The sequence below is a fragment of the Burkholderia sp. AU38729 genome (assembly GCF_020419725.1).
Taxonomy (GTDB): domain Bacteria; phylum Pseudomonadota; class Gammaproteobacteria; order Burkholderiales; family Burkholderiaceae; genus Burkholderia.
In genome coordinates, this window is record NZ_JAIZQO010000009.1 from 261,173 (window position 1) to 276,337 (window position 15,165).

The following is a 15,165-nucleotide window of genomic DNA, read 5'->3' on the forward strand; positions in this document are numbered from 1 at the left end:
TGAGCGTGCGCGGGCCTGCGCAACAAAATTTTCGAATTGTGAGATCTTTTCTCGCAATGCGGAATATTGCTGCGCTGCACCCATATTTCGGGGCTCTCCAGCGCGTCGCGGCTGAACAAATCCGTTTCCGTTCAACATATCCGGTATAGGTTTTCCATGTATTGCGCTGCGCTACAATCCTGCCATGTTGACCGATCGGCTTTTCGCACGCTCGGCGCGACCGTCGGGCCCGCCGGCGGAGTCGCAGCCGTCCCGTTGGCACCACGGACCGTGGTGGTCCAATTCCTATTTGCTGACGCCCCTGCTGTCGATCCTGGTGTTCCTGGTAGTGATGAGCCTCATCCTGTGGAGCCTCAATCGCCGCGAACAGCAGCAGCAGGAAGACACCCTCTTCCGTAACGTCGCCTGGGCGCAGCAGCAGATCCGCCTGTCGATGACGGGCGCGCAGGAACAGCTCCAGGCGCTGTCGCGCGATCTCGCCTCCGGCCGGCTCGATCAGAACGCGTTCCAGATGGCCGTCGCGGACGTGATGCAAACGCATCCGGAAATCCTCTACCTGAACTGGTACACGTCGCCCGGCGTGCAGCGCTGGCCGACCGTGCATCCGCCGCTGCTCGGCCAGCGGCTCGCGAAGCCCGGCGAAGCGCAGATGCAGGACGCCGTGCGCGGCGCGTACGACGAGGCGCGCAGCACGCGCCGCCAGGCCTATTCGCCGCTGATCTACGACGACTTCGGCAACGGCTTCATCACGCTGCAGACACCCGTGATGCGCGGCGACCGCGAGTACCTCGGCTCGATCGCCGCGGTGTTCTCGGTCGAAGGCATCCTGAAGCACGACATCCCGCAGGAGTTGTCGTCGAAGTACAAGATCTCGATCACCGACGCGAACAACCGCGAGCTGTCGTCCACGTCGACGCGCCCGCGCCTGCCGCGCGACTCGCACTACGACCTGCCGCTCGATCCGCCCGGCCAGGGGCTGACCGTGCGCGTGTACGCATTCCCGCAGCTCACGAACCTGACCAACAACACGCTCGTGTGGCTCGTCGCAGGCCTGTCGTGCTTCGTGCTGTGGAGCCTCTGGAGCCTGTGGAAGCACACGCGCCAGCGCTTCGAGGCGCAGCAGGCGCTGTACGCAGAAGCGTTCTTCCGCCGCGCGATGGAAAACTCGGTGCTGATCGGCATGCGCGTGCTCGACATGCACGGCCGCATCACGCACGTGAACCCCGCGTTCTGCCGGATGACGGGCTGGGACGAAACCGACCTCGTCGGCAAGGTCGCGCCGTTCCCTTACTGGCCGCGCGACGCGTACCCGGAAATGCAGCGCCAGCTCGACATGACGCTGCGCGGCAAGGCGCCGAGCTCGGGCTTCGAGCTGCGCGTGCGGCGCAAGAACGGCACGCTGTTCCATGCGCGCCTGTACGTGTCGCCGCTGATCGACAGCTCGGGCCGCCAGACCGGCTGGATGTCGTCGATGACCGACATCACCGAGCCGAAGCGGGCGCGCGAGGAACTCGCGGCCGCGCACGAGCGCTTCACGACGGTGCTCGAAAGCCTCGACGCCGCGGTGTCGGTGCTGGCCGCCGACGAGGCCGAGCTGCTGTTCGCGAACCGCTACTACCGCCACCTGTTCGGCATTCGTCCGGACGGCCATCTCGAGCTGTCGGGCGGCGGCTTCGACCGCGCGCAGGCCTCGTCCGACTCGATCGACATGGTCGACGCGTTCGCGGGCCTGCCGGCCGCCGCGCTGACGAGCAGCACGGCGGACGCGCAGGAGGTGTACGTCGAGAGCATCCAGAAGTGGTTCGAGGTGCGCCGCCAGTACATCCAGTGGGTGGACGGCCACCTCGCGCAGATGCAGATCGCGACCGACATCACGACCCGCAAGAAGGCGCAGGAACTCGCGCACCAGCAGGAAGAGAAGCTGCAGTTCACGAGCCGATTGATGACGATGGGTGAAATGGCGTCGTCGATTGCTCACGAATTGAACCAGCCACTCGCCGCGATCAACAACTATTGCTCGGGCACGCTCGCGCTCGTGAAGAGCGGCCGCGGCACGCCGGAGACGCTGCAGCCCGCGCTGGAAAAGACCGCGCAGCAGGCGCTGCGCGCGGGGATGATCGTCAAGCGGATCCGCGAATTCGTGAAGCGCAGCGAGCCGAAGCGCCAGCCGGCTCGGGTCGCGGACATCGTCGCCGACGCGGTCGGGCTCGCCGAAATCGAGGCCAGGAAGCGCAGGATCCGGATCGTCACGGAAATCCTCGCAAGAATGCCTATTATTTATGTCGACCCCGTGCTGATCGAGCAGGTGCTCGTGAACCTGATGAAGAACGCGGCCGAGGCGATGGCCGACGTGAAGCCGGCGTCGGCGGACGGCGTGATCCGCGTCGTCGCCGACATCGAGGCGGGCTTCGTCGACATCCGCGTGATCGACCAGGGCCCGGGCGTCGACGAAGCGACCGCCGAGCGCCTGTTTGAACCGTTTTACAGCACCAAGTCCGATGGAATGGGCATGGGGCTGAATATCTGCCGTTCGATCATCGAATCGCATCGGGGGCGTCTGTGGGTGGTCAACAACGTCGAGCCGGATGGCCGCATTTCCGGCGCAACGTTCCACTGCAGCCTGCCCATTGGGGAACCCGCTGATCTCGGCCAAGGGGGGCGCGAGGCATCGGCATCACATACCGTTACGGGAGAACTATGAATAGCCCTGTCACCACCACTCAGGAAACCGTCTTTGTCGTTGACGACGACGAGGCCGTACGGGACTCGCTGCGCTGGCTGCTGGAGGCGAACGGCTATCGCGTGCAATGCTTCTCGAGCGCCGAGCAGTTCCTCGATGCCTACCAGCCTGCGCAGCAGGCCGGCCAGATCGCGTGCCTGATCCTCGACGTCCGGATGTCGGGCATGAGCGGCCTCGAACTGCAGGAGCGCCTGATTGCCGACAATGCCGCGCTGCCGATCATCTTCGTCACGGGTCACGGCGACGTGCCGATGGCCGTCTCGACGATGAAAAAGGGTGCGATGGACTTTATCGAGAAACCGTTCGACGAAGCCGAGCTGCGCAAGCTCGTCGAGCGGATGCTCGACAAGGCCCGAAGCGAAAGCAAGAGCGTCCAGGAACAGCGTGCCGCGAGCGAACGCCTGTCGAAGCTGACCGCGCGCGAGCAGCAGGTGCTCGAGCGGATCATCGCGGGCCGCCTGAACAAGCAGATCGCCGACGATCTCGGCATCAGCATCAAGACGGTCGAGGCGCACCGCGCGAACATCATGGAAAAACTCAACGTCAACACGGTGGCCGACCTGCTGCGCCTCGCGCTGTCGAAGAAGCAGGCCTGAGCGCGCGCCGGCCGCGGCGGCGCTGCCCGCCCGGCCCGCAGCCAGCCCTGGCCGCCCCGCGCGATGCGGCCCACTCGCGCGGCGGCGGCCTTTCTCCCGGCGCGCGAGCGCCGCGGCCATGACGCTTCCTGCTTATTCGCTGTCGGACGGCGGCAGGCGGTTGGTATAATCGCGTGCTTTGCTGCGACGCTTCGGGCGCCGCACGATCGCATTCCAACTTCCCGGCAGGACCACCACCATGACAGCCCTCCTCATCGACGGCAACGCCCTTTCGAAGACCCTGCGCGCACAGGCCGCCGAACGCGCCGCCGCCCTGACCGCACGCGGCCACCAGCCCGGTCTCGCGGTGATCCTCGTCGGCGCCAACCCGGCAAGCGAAGTCTACGTGCGCAACAAGATCAAGGCGTGCGAGGACAACGGTTTCTTCTCGCTGAAGGACGCGTACCCGGACACGCTGTCGGAAGCCGACCTGCTCGCGCACATCGACGCGCTGAACCGCGATCCGAAGATCCACGGCATCCTCGTCCAGTTGCCGCTGCCCAAGCACATCGACAGCCACAAGGTGATCGAGGCGATCGCACCGGAAAAGGACGTCGACGGCTTCCACGTCGCGAACGCCGGCGCGCTGATGACCGGCAAGCCGCTGTTCCGCCCGTGCACACCGTACGGCGTGATGAAGATGTTCGAGGCGCATGACATCCCGCTGCAGGGCGCGAACGCGGTCGTGATCGGCCGCTCGAACATCGTCGGCAAGCCGATGGCGATGATGCTGCTCGACGCCGGCGCGACCGTGACGATCTGCCACAGCAAGACGCGCGACCTCGCCGCGCACACGCGGCAGGCCGACATCGTGGTCGCCGCGGTCGGCAAGCGCAACATCCTGACCGCCGACATGGTGAAGCCCGGCGCGACGGTGATCGACGTCGGCATGAACCGCGACGACGCGGGCAAGCTGTGCGGCGACGTCGACTTCGCGGGCGTGAAGGAAGTGGCCGGCCACATCACGCCGGTGCCGGGCGGTGTCGGCCCGATGACCATCACGATGCTGCTGATCAACACGATCGAAGCCGCCGAGCGCGCCGCCGACGCGGCCGCCTGAGCGCCCGCCCCGTTCAGCCGGCGTGCGGTTCCGCACGCCGGCGCCTCGCCGGCCGCACCGCACCCACCGCGTCGGCCGCGCCATCAAACGCCTCCACCCCGCATCCGACCCCGCGTCAATCGCGTCGTTAGAAACTAACGATTGGAAAGCGCGCGATGCGCCCCAATAATGTCGATATCGGGCGCCGCGTTGCCTTGCGCGCCTACCCTTTTCACTCCGGTTCATCCGGCAACAGACAGGGAGTCTTATGTCCGCCAGCGCCAACACCAACCCGCTGCTCGATTTCTCGGGCCTGCCCCGCTTCGGCGAGATCCGCCCGGAACACGTGACGCCCGCGCTCGACACGCTGCTCGATGACGCCAACCGCGCGGTCGAGACGGCCAGCGCGGCCGCGACGCCGGCAACCTGGGCAGCCGTCGTCGAGACGGTCGAGTGCGCGACGGAGCCGCTCGGTCGCGCGTGGGGCATCGTCGGCCACCTGAACGCGGTTGCCGATACGCCCGAACTGCGGGCCGCCTATGGCGCGAATCTGCCGCGCGTGACCGAATTCTGGTCGAGCGTCGGCCAGAACCTCGCGCTGTACGAGAAATACAAGGCGATCGCCGCAAGCGCCGAATACGCGACGCTGTCCACCGAACGCAAGAAGATTCTCGACAACGCGCTGCGCGATTTCCGCCTGTCGGGCGCCGAGCTGCCCGAGGACCAGAAGCCGCGCTTCGCCGAACTGCAGGAACAGCAGGCCGCGCTGTCGAAGGCCTTCTCCGATCACGTGCTCGACGCGACCAACGCGTACGCGTATTTCGTGCAGGATGAGGCCGACCTGGCCGGCCTGCCCGGCGACGCGATCGAGGCCGCCCGCGAAGCCGCGCAAAAGGATGCGAAGGAAGGCTGGAAATTCACGCTGCACTTCCCATCGTACTTCCCGGTGCTGCAATACGCGGACAACCGCGCACTGCGCGAGACGCTCTACCGCGCCTATGCGACGCGCGCGTCGGAACTCGGGCCGCAGTACGGTGACGGCAAGGCCGAATGGGACAATACGACGATCGTCGCCGATGCGCTGAAGCTGCGCCGCGAAGAGGCGCTGATGCTCGGCTTCCGCAACTTCGCCGAAGTGTCGCTCGCGCCGAAGATGGCCGAATCGCCGCAGCAGGTGATCGCGTTCCTCGAGGATCTCGCCACGCGCGCGCGCCCGCACGCGGACAAGGACTGGGACGAGCTGCGCACGTTCGCCGCCAAGGAACTCGGCCTCGCCGAACTCGCGCCGTGGGACGTCGCATTCGCGGCCGAAAAGCTGCGCCAGCAGCGCTACGCGTTCTCGGAAAACGAGGTCAAGCAGTACTTCCCGGAGCCGGCCGCGCTGAAGGGCCTGTTCACCGTCACCGAGACGCTGTTCGGCGTGCAGATCAAGCCGGACGACGCGCCGGTGTGGCACAAGGACGTACGTTTCTTCCGCGTCGAGAATCGCGACGGCTCGCTCGTCGCGCAGTTCTATCTCGACCTGTACGCGCGCGAAGGCAAGCGCGGCGGCGCATGGATGGACGACGCGCGTTCGCGCGCGAAGCGCGGCAGCAGCGTGCAGACGCCGGTCGCCTATCTCACCTGCAACTTCTCGGCGCCGGTCGGCGGCAAGCCCGCCTGCTTCACGCACGACGAAGTCATCACGCTGTTCCATGAGTTCGGCCATGGGCTGCACCACATGCTCACGCGCGTCGACGAACTCGGCGTGTCGGGCATCAACGGCGTCGAATGGGATGCCGTCGAGCTGCCGTCGCAGTTCATGGAAAACTTCTGCTGGGAATGGGACGTGCTGTCGTCGATGTCGTCGCACGTCGACACGGGCGCCGCGCTGCCGCGCGAGCTGTTCGACAAGATGATCGCGGCAAAGAACTTCCAGAGCGGGCTCGGCACGCTGCGTCAGATCGTGTTCTCGATGTTCGACATGCTGCTGCACGTCGACTTCGACCCGGCGGGCGCCACCGGCGTGACCGCGTTCGCGCGCGAGATCAACGAGCGCTATCACGTGATCCCGCAAGCCGCGTTCTCGCGCTGGCCGAACACGTTCAGCCATATCTTCGCGGGCGGCTACGCGGCCGGCTATTACAGCTACAAGTGGGCCGAGGTGCTGTCGGCCGATGCGTACGCGGCATTCGAGGAGGCAGCTGCCGCAAGCGGCAGCGTGCTCGACGCGGCGACCGGCACGCGCTATCGCCGTGAAATCCTCGAGGTCGGCGGCAGCCGCCCGGCGATGGATTCGTTCAAGGCGTTCCGCGGCCGCGAGCCGCAGATCGATGCGCTGCTGCGCCATAACGGGATGGCGGCGCCCACGCACTGAGCGGGCCGCCAGTGCGTTCGGTTGCATGTGAGCAAAGGCACCGCTTCGGCGGTGCCTTTTTTCATGGCGCGGGGGACTCGTCGTCGAACAACGAGAACTGTCCGTGGCGCTCGGCGGTATCTTCGTCGATGCGTACGCCGACGCCGAGCAGCCGCACCGCCTGCGCACGCCGTTGCAGCCCCTTCGCGAGCAGCGTGACGGCCGTGTCCGCATTCGTCGCATCGGCCACGCACTCGACCGTCGTGCGCTGGAAATCGGCGAAGCGGATCTTCACGTACAGCTTGCGGATCGAGCGCGAGGCGCCCGCCCGTTCGATCCGCGCGTCGAGTTGCACGACGAGGCGGCGGATTTCCTCCGCGCACTGCTCGAGCGTCGTCAGGTCGGTCACGTAGGTCGTCTCGACGCTGACCGACTTGCGCTCCTGGTCGGCCTGCACGCGCCGCTCGTCGATCCCGCGCGACAGTTCGTACAACCGCCGCCCGAACGCGCCGAATTCACGGTGCAGGTCGATCAGCGGCCAGTCGCGCAACTGCGCGCAGGTCTGGATGCCGAGCCGGTCGAGCCGCGTGGCCGTCACCTTGCCGACGCCGTGCAGCTTGCGCACCGGCAGCGCCGCGACGAACGCGTCGATCTCGTGCGGCCGCACGACGAACAGCCCGTCGGGCTTGTTCCAGTCGGACGCGATCTTCGCGATGAACTTGTTCGGCGCAACGCCGGCCGACACGGTCACGCCGACCGTGTCGAACACGCGCTGGCGGATCTCCCGCGCAATCAGCGTGGCACTGCCCTGGCACCGCTCCGACCCGCTGACGTCGAGGTACGCCTCGTCGAGCGACAGCGGCTCGACGTCGGGCGTGTAGTCGCGATAGATCGCCATGATCTGCCGCGATGCCGCGCGGTACTTGTCCATCGCGGTCGGCAGGATCAGCAGGTCCGGGCACTTGCGCATCGCCAGCGCCGACGACATCGCCGAATGCACGCCGTAGCGCCGCGCCTCGTAGTTGCAGGTCGCGATCACGCCACGCTGGTCGGGCCGGCCGCCGACCGCGAGCGGCCGGTTGCGCAGCGACGGGTCGTCGCGCATCTCGACCGACGCGTAGAAGCAGTCGCAGTCGCAGTGAATGATCTTGCGCATGCGCGGCTGCGCATCGCCCGGCGGCGGCGCGGGCGAATCGGCAGGCGGAATGATGGTCGGGTTCACGGTGCCGATACTGTACAAAAACACAGTGCCGGTTTCAACTGTCGCGTGCGGCCGGGCCCGGCGGCGCCGTACTGGCCCGCTTTGCGCGGATCGTACCGGCCGGGCACGAACAGCCGCGCCTATACTCGTCTGCCGCGAGACACGAAACGCAAAGGTGACGCATGAAGACAATCGGACTGATCGGCGGGATGAGCTGGGAATCGTCGGCCGAGTACTACCGGATGATCAATCGCCATTCGAAGGCGTTGCACGGCGGACACCACAACGCGAAGAGCGTGCTGGTCACGGTCGATTTCGCGGAGATCGAAGCGCTGCAGCGCACGCACGACTGGGCCGCGCTCGGCGAACGGATGGCCGGCGCCGCGCGACAGCTCGAGGCGGCCGGCGCCGATCTGGTCGTGCTGACCACCAATACGATGCACCGCGTCTGCGATGCGATCGAAGCCGCGGTGACGCTGCCGTTCCTGCACATCGCCGATCCGACCGGCACCGCGCTGCGCGATGCGGGCGTCGAGCGCGTCGCGCTGCTCGGCACGCGCTACACGATGGAGCTGCCGTTCTACGCGGAGCGGCTGCGCGGGAAGTTCGGGATGGAGGTGCTCGTGCCGGACGAACGCGGGCGCGACGACGTGCACCGGATCATCTACGACGAGCTGTGCCACGGCATCGTCTCGCCGGAATCGCGCGCGACGTACGTGACGATCATCGAGGAACTGGCCCGGCGCGGTGCGCAGGCCGTGATCCTCGGCTGCACGGAAATCACGCTGCTGATCGGCGCGGACGACTCGCCGCTGCCGGTGTTCGATACGACCGCGCTGCATGCGAAGGCGGCGGTCGAGTGGGCGGCGCGCTGATCGCTGCCGCGCGGAAAACAAAAAACCCGGCACGGGGCCGGGTTCCTGTCGACGAAGCGCGCATCGGTCACTTGCGCTGCACATCGTCTGGTGTGCTTGGTTGCGGGGGTAGGATTTGAACCTACGACCTTCGGGTTATGAGCCCGACGAGCTGCCAGACTGCTCCACCCCGCGTCAGAGAAATAAATTATAGGGTGAGGGAGTACTCACGTCAATACTTTTGTCACAATTTCTTCCCGATTCATCGAAACGGCCGCGCGCGGCGCCTCCCCCGCCTCGCACGAAGCGCGCGTTCGCGCCCCGTGCTCGCGGTAAGATGGCGGCCTTCGTATTCACCCCGCACGCACACTCCCGTTCATGAAAATCGCCACCTGCTATTTTCATTAACGTCTAAGCCTATCTAAGAACGGCTACCCGATCGCCCGCAACCCCAATCCCATCAAGGGTTTTAGACAAATAGCGTCTAACAAAATCCAAGGGTGGCTACGGAAATTTGGGTAGCTAGGCGGGTAGCTAATTCGCTGGCACTATCGCCTGACTACCCACGAGGAACGATATGGCTAGGCAAACGAATGTGCTCGACGACATGCAGCTGCGGCGCTGGATCGCCGCCGGGAAACCGGTCGCAAAGTCCGACGGCGACGGGCTCACCTTCACCCTTTCCGCCGGCGGCACTGCGGCGTGGATCCTGCGTTACCGGTTGGCCGGCGGCCGCCGGCGCGAGCTGACCCTCGGCAACTACCCCGACCTGTCGCTCGCGGCCGCGCGCAAGGCGGCCCGCGCGCACCGCGTCGCGATCGACAACGGCGCCGATCCGGCTGTCGCAAAGAAGACCGAGCGCGCGGCATCAGCCGCCGCATGGACGGTCAACGACCTGGTCGCCGACTTCCGCGCGAAGCGATTCGCGCAGGACATCGAGAAGCCGCTGTCGGCCAGCACGATTTACTACCGCACGTGGGATCTCGACAACGTCGTGAAGCCGAAGCTCGGTTCGCTCGAAGTGCGGAAGGTCACGTCGCTGGACGTCATCCAGGCGATCGAGGATGCCGGCCGTGGCTGGACAATGTCGAAGCGGATTCTCACCACCGTGACGCAGGTATTCGACCACGCGTGCGGCCGCAAGATCATCGCGGCGAACCCGTGCGCCGGCGTGAAGCTGACCGCGATCATGGGCGCCCGGCCGAAGGTCAGGCCGCGCGTGATGCTGGCTGTCGACGAGCTGGCGAAGATCCTGCCCGGCATCGACGACACGATCGGCCGCGAGAACGGCCTGATGCTGCGCATCCTGCTCGCGACGTGCGTGCGCACGAACGAGCTCGTCAAAGCCCGCAAGGAATTCATCGACCTGGCGCACGGGTCGTGGTTTGTCCCTGACGAAGCGGTCAAGACGCGGACTGGCTTTCTCGTGCCGCTCGTGCCGCGCGTCGCGACGTGGTTCGAGGAACTGCTCGCGCTGTCCGGTGACTCGCCGTGGCTGCTGCCCGCGCGCGGTCGGCAACGTATCAGCCGGCTCGGTGATACGCACGTCGGGAACACGACGCTGTGGGCGGCCATCGACCGCGCGTTCCTGCGCGGCGATCTCGAGGCTCGGCGCTTCACGCCGCACGACACGCGCAGCACGGCCAAGGGGCACATGATGAACATGGGTATCCCGAAGGAGATCACCGAGATCGCGCTGAACCACAAGCTGCGGGGGATGGAAGGGATCTACGACGTGCGGCAGGAGATCCCCGAGCGGCGTGCCGCGCTCGAAAAGTGGGCCGAGTTTGTCGGCGCGTGCGCAGACGGCCGCGAGGCCGAGATCATCCCGATTCGCCAGCCATTGATTGCCGCGGCGTAGCCGGCGCCGGCTCGGTCACCATTTCGTCGGCCGGGTAAAGCTGCAGCATCGTACGGGCCGCGTCGATGCTCGTCGAGTGCAGCCACTCGTCGTAGTCTTCCGGCCGCAGGATCACGACGGATCGCTTCTCATCGCCGAGCCGGTGCATGTGCTTCATCACGGGGTGCTCGTCTGCGTTCACCGTAAGCATCGCCATCGCGAGCGTCTCGGCTCCGTCTGCACCACGCCACGCGCGCCAGACACCCGCGACGCAATACGGGCGCCAGTCGCCGACCCCGATCCGATAGCGCACGTGCTTGCCCGTCTCCCAGTTCGGCTCGTAGACCCATTTCACCGGAATCAGGCAGCGCTGGCCTGCGCGCCATGCTGTTCGATACGCCGGCTTCTCGCCCACCGTCTCCGACCGTGCGTTGACGGTCATGAACTTCTTCCCCGCTGGCTGGAACGTCTTCGGCATCATCCCGAAATTGGCGACGACGGCCTCCGCGCCGTCGCCGGCCGCGCGCACGATCGGCGCGAGATAATCCGGCCAGATCTCGTCCTTCCACGGCGCGCGGCGGTAGAGGTCGCTGAAATTGTCGATCTTCAACTCGCTCAGGCCCGATTCCTCGCCGGGCGCGCGGTAATTGGTGCACATCGACCGTCCCCTATTTTCGTTCTTGACGGCCCCATCTTACCCCGCGATACACTGTATATCCATACAGTGCCGCCTTGCATCGTGGAAACCAAAGCGACCCCATATATCGGACTGCACATCCGCACGGTCATGTGCACGTGTTGGACATGCGAGCATTGGGCCGGAACCGCAGAGCCCGGCGCCGGTATCGCGCACTGCACGCACCCGCGATGCTCACCCATGCGGGTGCGACCAAACCACGGGTGCTCCTGCTGGGTGCGAGCGACGGGCCTCGATGAGTTGGACGATGAGACCTGCGACGCGCTCGCGCAGCGCTATTTCGCGAGTACCGTCAGCGCGTCGTAGTCGCGCTCGCATTGCTGGCCGGCGATGCGGGCACGGTCAGCGTACTCTGCCAGCTCGCCCGCGCGCTGGTCAGCGCGGCCGAGCACGTCGGCAAGCAGATCGAGGGCGTCGCCGGTTGCCGGGCTTCCGGCGGTAGCGGCGCGATGGCGGGCGGCCGCAACGAGCTGGTCGACACGCTGCTGCAGGCTGCCAGCGGCAGCACGAGCAGCAAAAGCATCTGCGAGCGCGGCCGTGCGTTGTTTGTTCGCATCTTTTGCGATCTCCGATTGGGCCGCGGTGCGGCGTTGTTCTTCGGCACGGGCCGCATCCACCGCGGCGAGCTGCGCTTTCTGCGCGCCGGCCGTCGTCTCGCGCACGCCGTCGGCATGCCCCTTGAAGTAGCAGGCGCCGGCCGTGATCGCGAGCGCGATGATGAAGGCCAGCCAGAGGCGCGGGTCGAGGATCGTCATGCCGCCACCTGGCCGCCGGCCGCCCGGTACGCGTCGAGCAAGCGCTCGATGTCGTTCTCGTGCTGCCCGTAGCCCGCGCCCGGCAGGCTCGCCCATACATTCGACACCTTCGCGACAGCCTCGCGGAAACGGCCGGCGTCGATCAGCGGAAGCGCGCCGTGCTCGCGCAGTTGCTGCAGCGCGTATCGGTCCTGTGATGCCGGGCCGAAGTCGGGCAACTGCAGCTGTGCCTGGTAGATGCGCCACCAGCGGTACAGGATCTGGTAGCGGCCGGCCGCTGTCGACGGAACAGGGATATTGCGGTTGAGCACGTTCGGGTGCGCTGCGTAGCTGGAGAACAACAGCGGCCGCGCCGGCGTCGCACCGACCAGCACGTTGTAACCATCGTCTGACTTTGCGAGCAGCGCGGGCGTGATCTCGCTCGCGGCAATCATGTCGAGGAAGGCGATACGGTTCTTGCCGCCCGCCGTTGCTACGTCAATGCGCGCCATTGTGTTTGTGCTCCTTCGTCCACCAGTAAGCCTTGCGCCCCATCACCCACAGGCACACGATCGCCATGCCGACCATCATCAGCGTTTCGGGCAGGTCGATCGCCGGCAGCATGCGGATCGGCTTCAGGACGTTGACGGCGGCCGCGATACCGATGATCGAGAACCCGACCGTGCCCCACCACCCCGTTACGATCGCGTCGCTGACGGCGATCCAAATGCAGAACGCGAGGATGACGAGGTTTGCGAAAACGAAAATCGTGACCATCACGGACCTCCGAAGATGCGTCGTTTGAGGGCCCCGATGAAGTCTGCGTTGTTGATTTCTTTGAACAGCTCTTTCGTGACTGCCAGACCGAACAGGCCGACGAGAAAGCCGATCGCCTGCTGCGCGCCGCTGTCGGTGATCGCGAACCACGACACGGCAGCTGGCCCGCCGTAGTACGCGATCGCAGCGCCGGACAGGAACGACACGGCTTTCTGCCGGCCAGTTAGCCCGTCGCCGATGAAGCGCAGCGCGATCAGCGAGCCGACTGCGCCCGGCACGGTCTTCGCGAGAAGCGCGCCTGCCGCTGCGATGGCGCTGGTAGTCGGTTCTGCCATGTCACCCCCGGATCTGGAAACGGATGCCGGACAGATCGATATACGTCGCGCTGGCATTCGTATCGGCCTGGTCGATCGATCCGTCCAGGTTGACGCGCAGCAGGCACGGCCCGTTTGCGCCACCGCACCCGAAGATCTGCGTATAGAGGGGCGTCATACTGGCGGGCAGCTGCGCGACCTTCACGTTCGCGCCGACTGTGCCACCCTGCATCGTGCCGCGCACGTCTACCCAGCCATCACGGCTCATGCTCGCGTAATAGCCCGGCGTGCTGCCGCCGTAATACGACCAGCCATTGAGCGGCGTGAGCGCCTGCCAGACGTTGCTCGAATATGGGAGCATTTCGGCATCGCCCATGATCTCGTCGACGAGCTTGCCCCAGATCATGTTTTGAAAGATGCTCCGCGGATGCACGCCCTGCTTGTTGCCGAAGTCGTCGGACAGCATCGTACCCGGCATCCAGTTGGCGTCGCGCATCGCGCCATAGGCGTCGAAGTACGCGCACTTGAAGTCGCGCGCGGCGGCCACGTAGATGCCGCGAATCCTCTCCATCCATTGCGACGAGCGGAAGTGCTGCGGATCGTAGATCGCGTTCGGGCCCACGAGGACGATCGAAAGCTGGTCGACCGTACCGTGCGGCTGCGCGCGGATCTCGGCCAGCTTGGCACGCAGATTGTCTTTGAACCCTTCGAGTCCGTCCTGAATATCGTTGATGCCGTACTTGATCCAGAACACGTCCGTCGTGCCGCCAACCTCGTCGATATCCGGAATCGCGTTCATTTGGGCGACACGGGTGCCGCCGATGGCGCGGTTCGTGCAGGCGATCGGATTGCGCACCCCTTTCACGCGAATCATGTAGTCGGTCAGCAACTGCTGCGGCTCGAATGCCGCCCCAGCATAGCCGCCGCCGTTGGCAGCAGTAGCGGCCGTCGAATCGCCATAGATGAACATCGTGAGCGTGCCGCCCACCTGGAGACGCAGGAACAGACGGTAGAGGTATTCTTTGCCGATGAAGCGCTGGAAGCGGTCGCCGTAGGAGTTCTGCGCGTAGACGCCCCCCTGCGGCGCGGCGATCAGCAGTTCACCGCCGCCCTCGAACTCGATCCCATACTGGTTGTCGACGCCCGTTACGCGCATCGACTTGCCCGCCAGATTCACAACGCCGCCGACGGGCGCCGTCGCGATCGCGTTGTTGACGGGGACCGTGTCGTCGTCGATGCCGTTGGCGTTTAGCGGTCCCTTGTCACCGATGCCGACGTTGTCGCGCATCTTCTGCTGAAACGTGAGCGGGACCGAACCCGGGCCGTCCTGAATGAAAGTCCCGAGCGCACCCTGCGCACCCGCAGTGATCTGCTCGGCGGTCCTTTTCGCATCGTCGAGGATCGCCTGCGGTTCCCGCCAGTCCTGCTGTGATACCCCGACTTCGCCGTTGCTCTTGAACACAAGTGCTTTGCGCGCCCGCTTGCTGGCCGTCGGCAGTACGGCGTTCATCCCGAATTCGGAGAACGGGTATCGAACACCCGTCGCGATCAGCCCGAACGCGCGCTGAATCAACATCGTCAGCTTGTCAAGGGCGCGCTCAGTCGTCTTGGAAGGGAACGGGTCGTTCTGCTGATACTGCGTTTCCTGCGTCGCAGGCACGTCGCGATAAATGTGCAACGTGTAGCCGGCCGCGATTGCGTCGAACGTTGTCAGTGCGCCACCTGCGGGATCGCCCGCGCCGGCCAAGGAAAAGTCTGTGCCGAAGACCAGCGGCACTGCCGCGCCTGACGCATCGATTCGATCCGCGCGCACGTCGCCGTTACGCAGAAAATAGTACGGAATCGGAAATTCGACGGTCGCTCCGTCGGTAGCGTAGGTGACGTCCTGAACGTCCGAGGCAACAGTCATGGCACAGCCCTGTAGGAGACTGCGCCATGCTGCCAAACGCGCATCGCGGAATCTCGCGTCTTTCCGTCTATGCTAGGATCGGCGGCACCA

Annotated in this window: 13 protein-coding genes and 1 tRNA gene; 6 read left to right on the forward strand and 8 right to left on the reverse strand. The window is 65.8% G+C overall.

The window, feature by feature from the left end; all coding sequences use genetic code 11:
- The first annotated feature begins 184 nt into the window (after nt 1-184).
- From fixL to LGM56_RS24320, 4 genes are all read left to right on the forward strand, one after another.
- Entirely contained in the window at nt 185-2,701 is a 2,517-nt protein-coding gene (fixL, locus tag LGM56_RS24305) for an oxygen sensor histidine kinase FixL (RefSeq protein ID WP_226206955.1), read from the forward strand.
- Nucleotides 2,698-3,336 carry an oxygen response regulator transcription factor FixJ gene (gene fixJ / locus LGM56_RS24310; RefSeq protein WP_006493245.1) on the forward strand — a complete coding sequence of 213 codons (639 nt, stop codon included), beginning with the start codon at nt 2,698-2,700 and terminating at the stop codon, nt 3,334-3,336. The genes fixL and fixJ overlap by 4 nt, the downstream gene beginning before the upstream one ends.
- Before the next feature lie 238 nt (nt 3,337-3,574).
- Entirely contained in the window at nt 3,575-4,435 is an 861-nt protein-coding gene (folD, locus tag LGM56_RS24315; RefSeq protein WP_089425766.1) for a bifunctional methylenetetrahydrofolate dehydrogenase/methenyltetrahydrofolate cyclohydrolase FolD, read from the forward strand.
- 247 nt (nt 4,436-4,682) lie between these two features.
- Nucleotides 4,683-6,770, forward strand: a complete 2,088-nt coding sequence (locus LGM56_RS24320; RefSeq protein ID WP_226206956.1) for a M3 family metallopeptidase — start codon at nt 4,683-4,685, stop codon at nt 6,768-6,770.
- Nucleotides 6,771-6,831: 61 nt separating this feature from the next.
- Here LGM56_RS24320 and dinB read toward each other — a convergent pair whose 3' ends face one another.
- Nucleotides 6,832-7,995: a DNA polymerase IV gene (gene dinB / locus LGM56_RS24325; RefSeq protein ID WP_226206957.1), complete on the reverse strand. Its 1,164-nt coding sequence runs from the start codon at nt 7,993-7,995 to the stop codon at nt 6,832-6,834.
- 137 nt (nt 7,996-8,132) lie between these two features.
- Here dinB and LGM56_RS24330 point away from each other — a divergent pair, with 137 nt between their 5' ends.
- Entirely contained in the window at nt 8,133-8,825 is a 693-nt protein-coding gene (locus LGM56_RS24330) for an aspartate/glutamate racemase family protein (RefSeq protein ID WP_226206958.1), read from the forward strand.
- A gap of 97 nt (nt 8,826-8,922) precedes the next feature.
- On the opposite strand, the gene LGM56_RS24335 is transcribed toward LGM56_RS24330, so the two are convergent.
- A tRNA-Met gene (locus tag LGM56_RS24335) sits at nt 8,923-8,999 on the reverse strand.
- A gap of 382 nt (nt 9,000-9,381) precedes the next feature.
- Here LGM56_RS24335 and LGM56_RS24340 point away from each other — a divergent pair.
- Complete coding sequence (locus tag LGM56_RS24340; protein WP_226206959.1) at nt 9,382-10,665, forward strand: tyrosine-type recombinase/integrase; 1,284 nt, start codon at nt 9,382-9,384, stop codon at nt 10,663-10,665.
- Here the strand turns inward: LGM56_RS24340 and LGM56_RS24345 are convergent.
- The 6 genes from LGM56_RS24345 to LGM56_RS24370 form a co-directional block, all read right to left on the reverse strand.
- Nucleotides 10,628-11,302 carry an SOS response-associated peptidase gene (locus LGM56_RS24345; RefSeq protein WP_226206960.1) on the reverse strand — a complete coding sequence of 225 codons (675 nt, stop codon included), beginning with the start codon at nt 11,300-11,302 and terminating at the stop codon, nt 10,628-10,630. The genes LGM56_RS24340 and LGM56_RS24345 overlap by 38 nt on opposite strands.
- 314 nt (nt 11,303-11,616) lie before the next feature.
- Nucleotides 11,617-12,096 (reverse strand): DUF2514 family protein, encoded by a 480-nt coding sequence (locus LGM56_RS24350; protein ID WP_226206961.1) that lies wholly within the window; start codon nt 12,094-12,096, stop codon nt 11,617-11,619.
- Entirely contained in the window at nt 12,093-12,587 is a 495-nt protein-coding gene (locus LGM56_RS24355; protein ID WP_226206962.1) for a glycoside hydrolase family protein, read from the reverse strand. The genes LGM56_RS24350 and LGM56_RS24355 overlap by 4 nt, the downstream gene beginning before the upstream one ends.
- Nucleotides 12,574-12,852: a holin gene (locus tag LGM56_RS24360; protein WP_226206963.1), complete on the reverse strand. Its 279-nt coding sequence runs from the start codon at nt 12,850-12,852 to the stop codon at nt 12,574-12,576. The genes LGM56_RS24355 and LGM56_RS24360 overlap by 14 nt, the downstream gene beginning before the upstream one ends.
- On the reverse strand, nt 12,852-13,187 hold the full coding sequence (locus tag LGM56_RS24365) for a holin (protein WP_226206964.1): 336 nt from the start codon (nt 13,185-13,187) through the stop codon (nt 12,852-12,854). Before LGM56_RS24365 ends, LGM56_RS24360 begins: the two co-directional genes overlap by 1 nt.
- A 1-nt stretch (nt 13,188) precedes the next feature.
- Nucleotides 13,189-15,075 carry an SGNH/GDSL hydrolase family protein gene (locus LGM56_RS24370; RefSeq protein WP_226206965.1) on the reverse strand — a complete coding sequence of 629 codons (1,887 nt, stop codon included), beginning with the start codon at nt 15,073-15,075 and terminating at the stop codon, nt 13,189-13,191.
- Between the last annotated feature and the right edge of the window lie 90 nt (nt 15,076-15,165).

What these genes read in the sequence shown, in the direction of transcription:
- LGM56_RS24350 (WP_226206961.1), bottom strand. Translation starts at nt 12,096, where the DNA reads ATGACGATCCTCGACCCGCGCCTCTGGCTGGCCTTCATCATCGCGCTC.
- LGM56_RS24370 (WP_226206965.1), bottom strand. Translation starts at nt 15,075, where the DNA reads ATGACTGTTGCCTCGGACGTTCAGGACGTCACCTACGCTACCGACGGA.
- LGM56_RS24355 (WP_226206962.1), bottom strand. Translation starts at nt 12,587, where the DNA reads ATGGCGCGCATTGACGTAGCAACGGCGGGCGGCAAGAACCGTATCGCC.
- folD (WP_089425766.1), top strand. Translation starts at nt 3,575, where the DNA reads ATGACAGCCCTCCTCATCGACGGCAACGCCCTTTCGAAGACCCTGCGC.
- LGM56_RS24365 (WP_226206964.1), bottom strand. Translation starts at nt 13,187, where the DNA reads ATGGCAGAACCGACTACCAGCGCCATCGCAGCGGCAGGCGCGCTTCTC.
- LGM56_RS24345 (WP_226206960.1), bottom strand. Translation starts at nt 11,302, where the DNA reads ATGTGCACCAATTACCGCGCGCCCGGCGAGGAATCGGGCCTGAGCGAG.
- fixJ (WP_006493245.1), top strand. Translation starts at nt 2,698, where the DNA reads ATGAATAGCCCTGTCACCACCACTCAGGAAACCGTCTTTGTCGTTGAC.
- LGM56_RS24330 (WP_226206958.1), top strand. Translation starts at nt 8,133, where the DNA reads ATGAAGACAATCGGACTGATCGGCGGGATGAGCTGGGAATCGTCGGCC.
- fixL (WP_226206955.1), top strand. Translation starts at nt 185, where the DNA reads ATGTTGACCGATCGGCTTTTCGCACGCTCGGCGCGACCGTCGGGCCCG.
- LGM56_RS24360 (WP_226206963.1), bottom strand. Translation starts at nt 12,852, where the DNA reads ATGGTCACGATTTTCGTTTTCGCAAACCTCGTCATCCTCGCGTTCTGC.
- LGM56_RS24340 (WP_226206959.1), top strand. Translation starts at nt 9,382, where the DNA reads ATGGCTAGGCAAACGAATGTGCTCGACGACATGCAGCTGCGGCGCTGG.
- LGM56_RS24320 (WP_226206956.1), top strand. Translation starts at nt 4,683, where the DNA reads ATGTCCGCCAGCGCCAACACCAACCCGCTGCTCGATTTCTCGGGCCTG.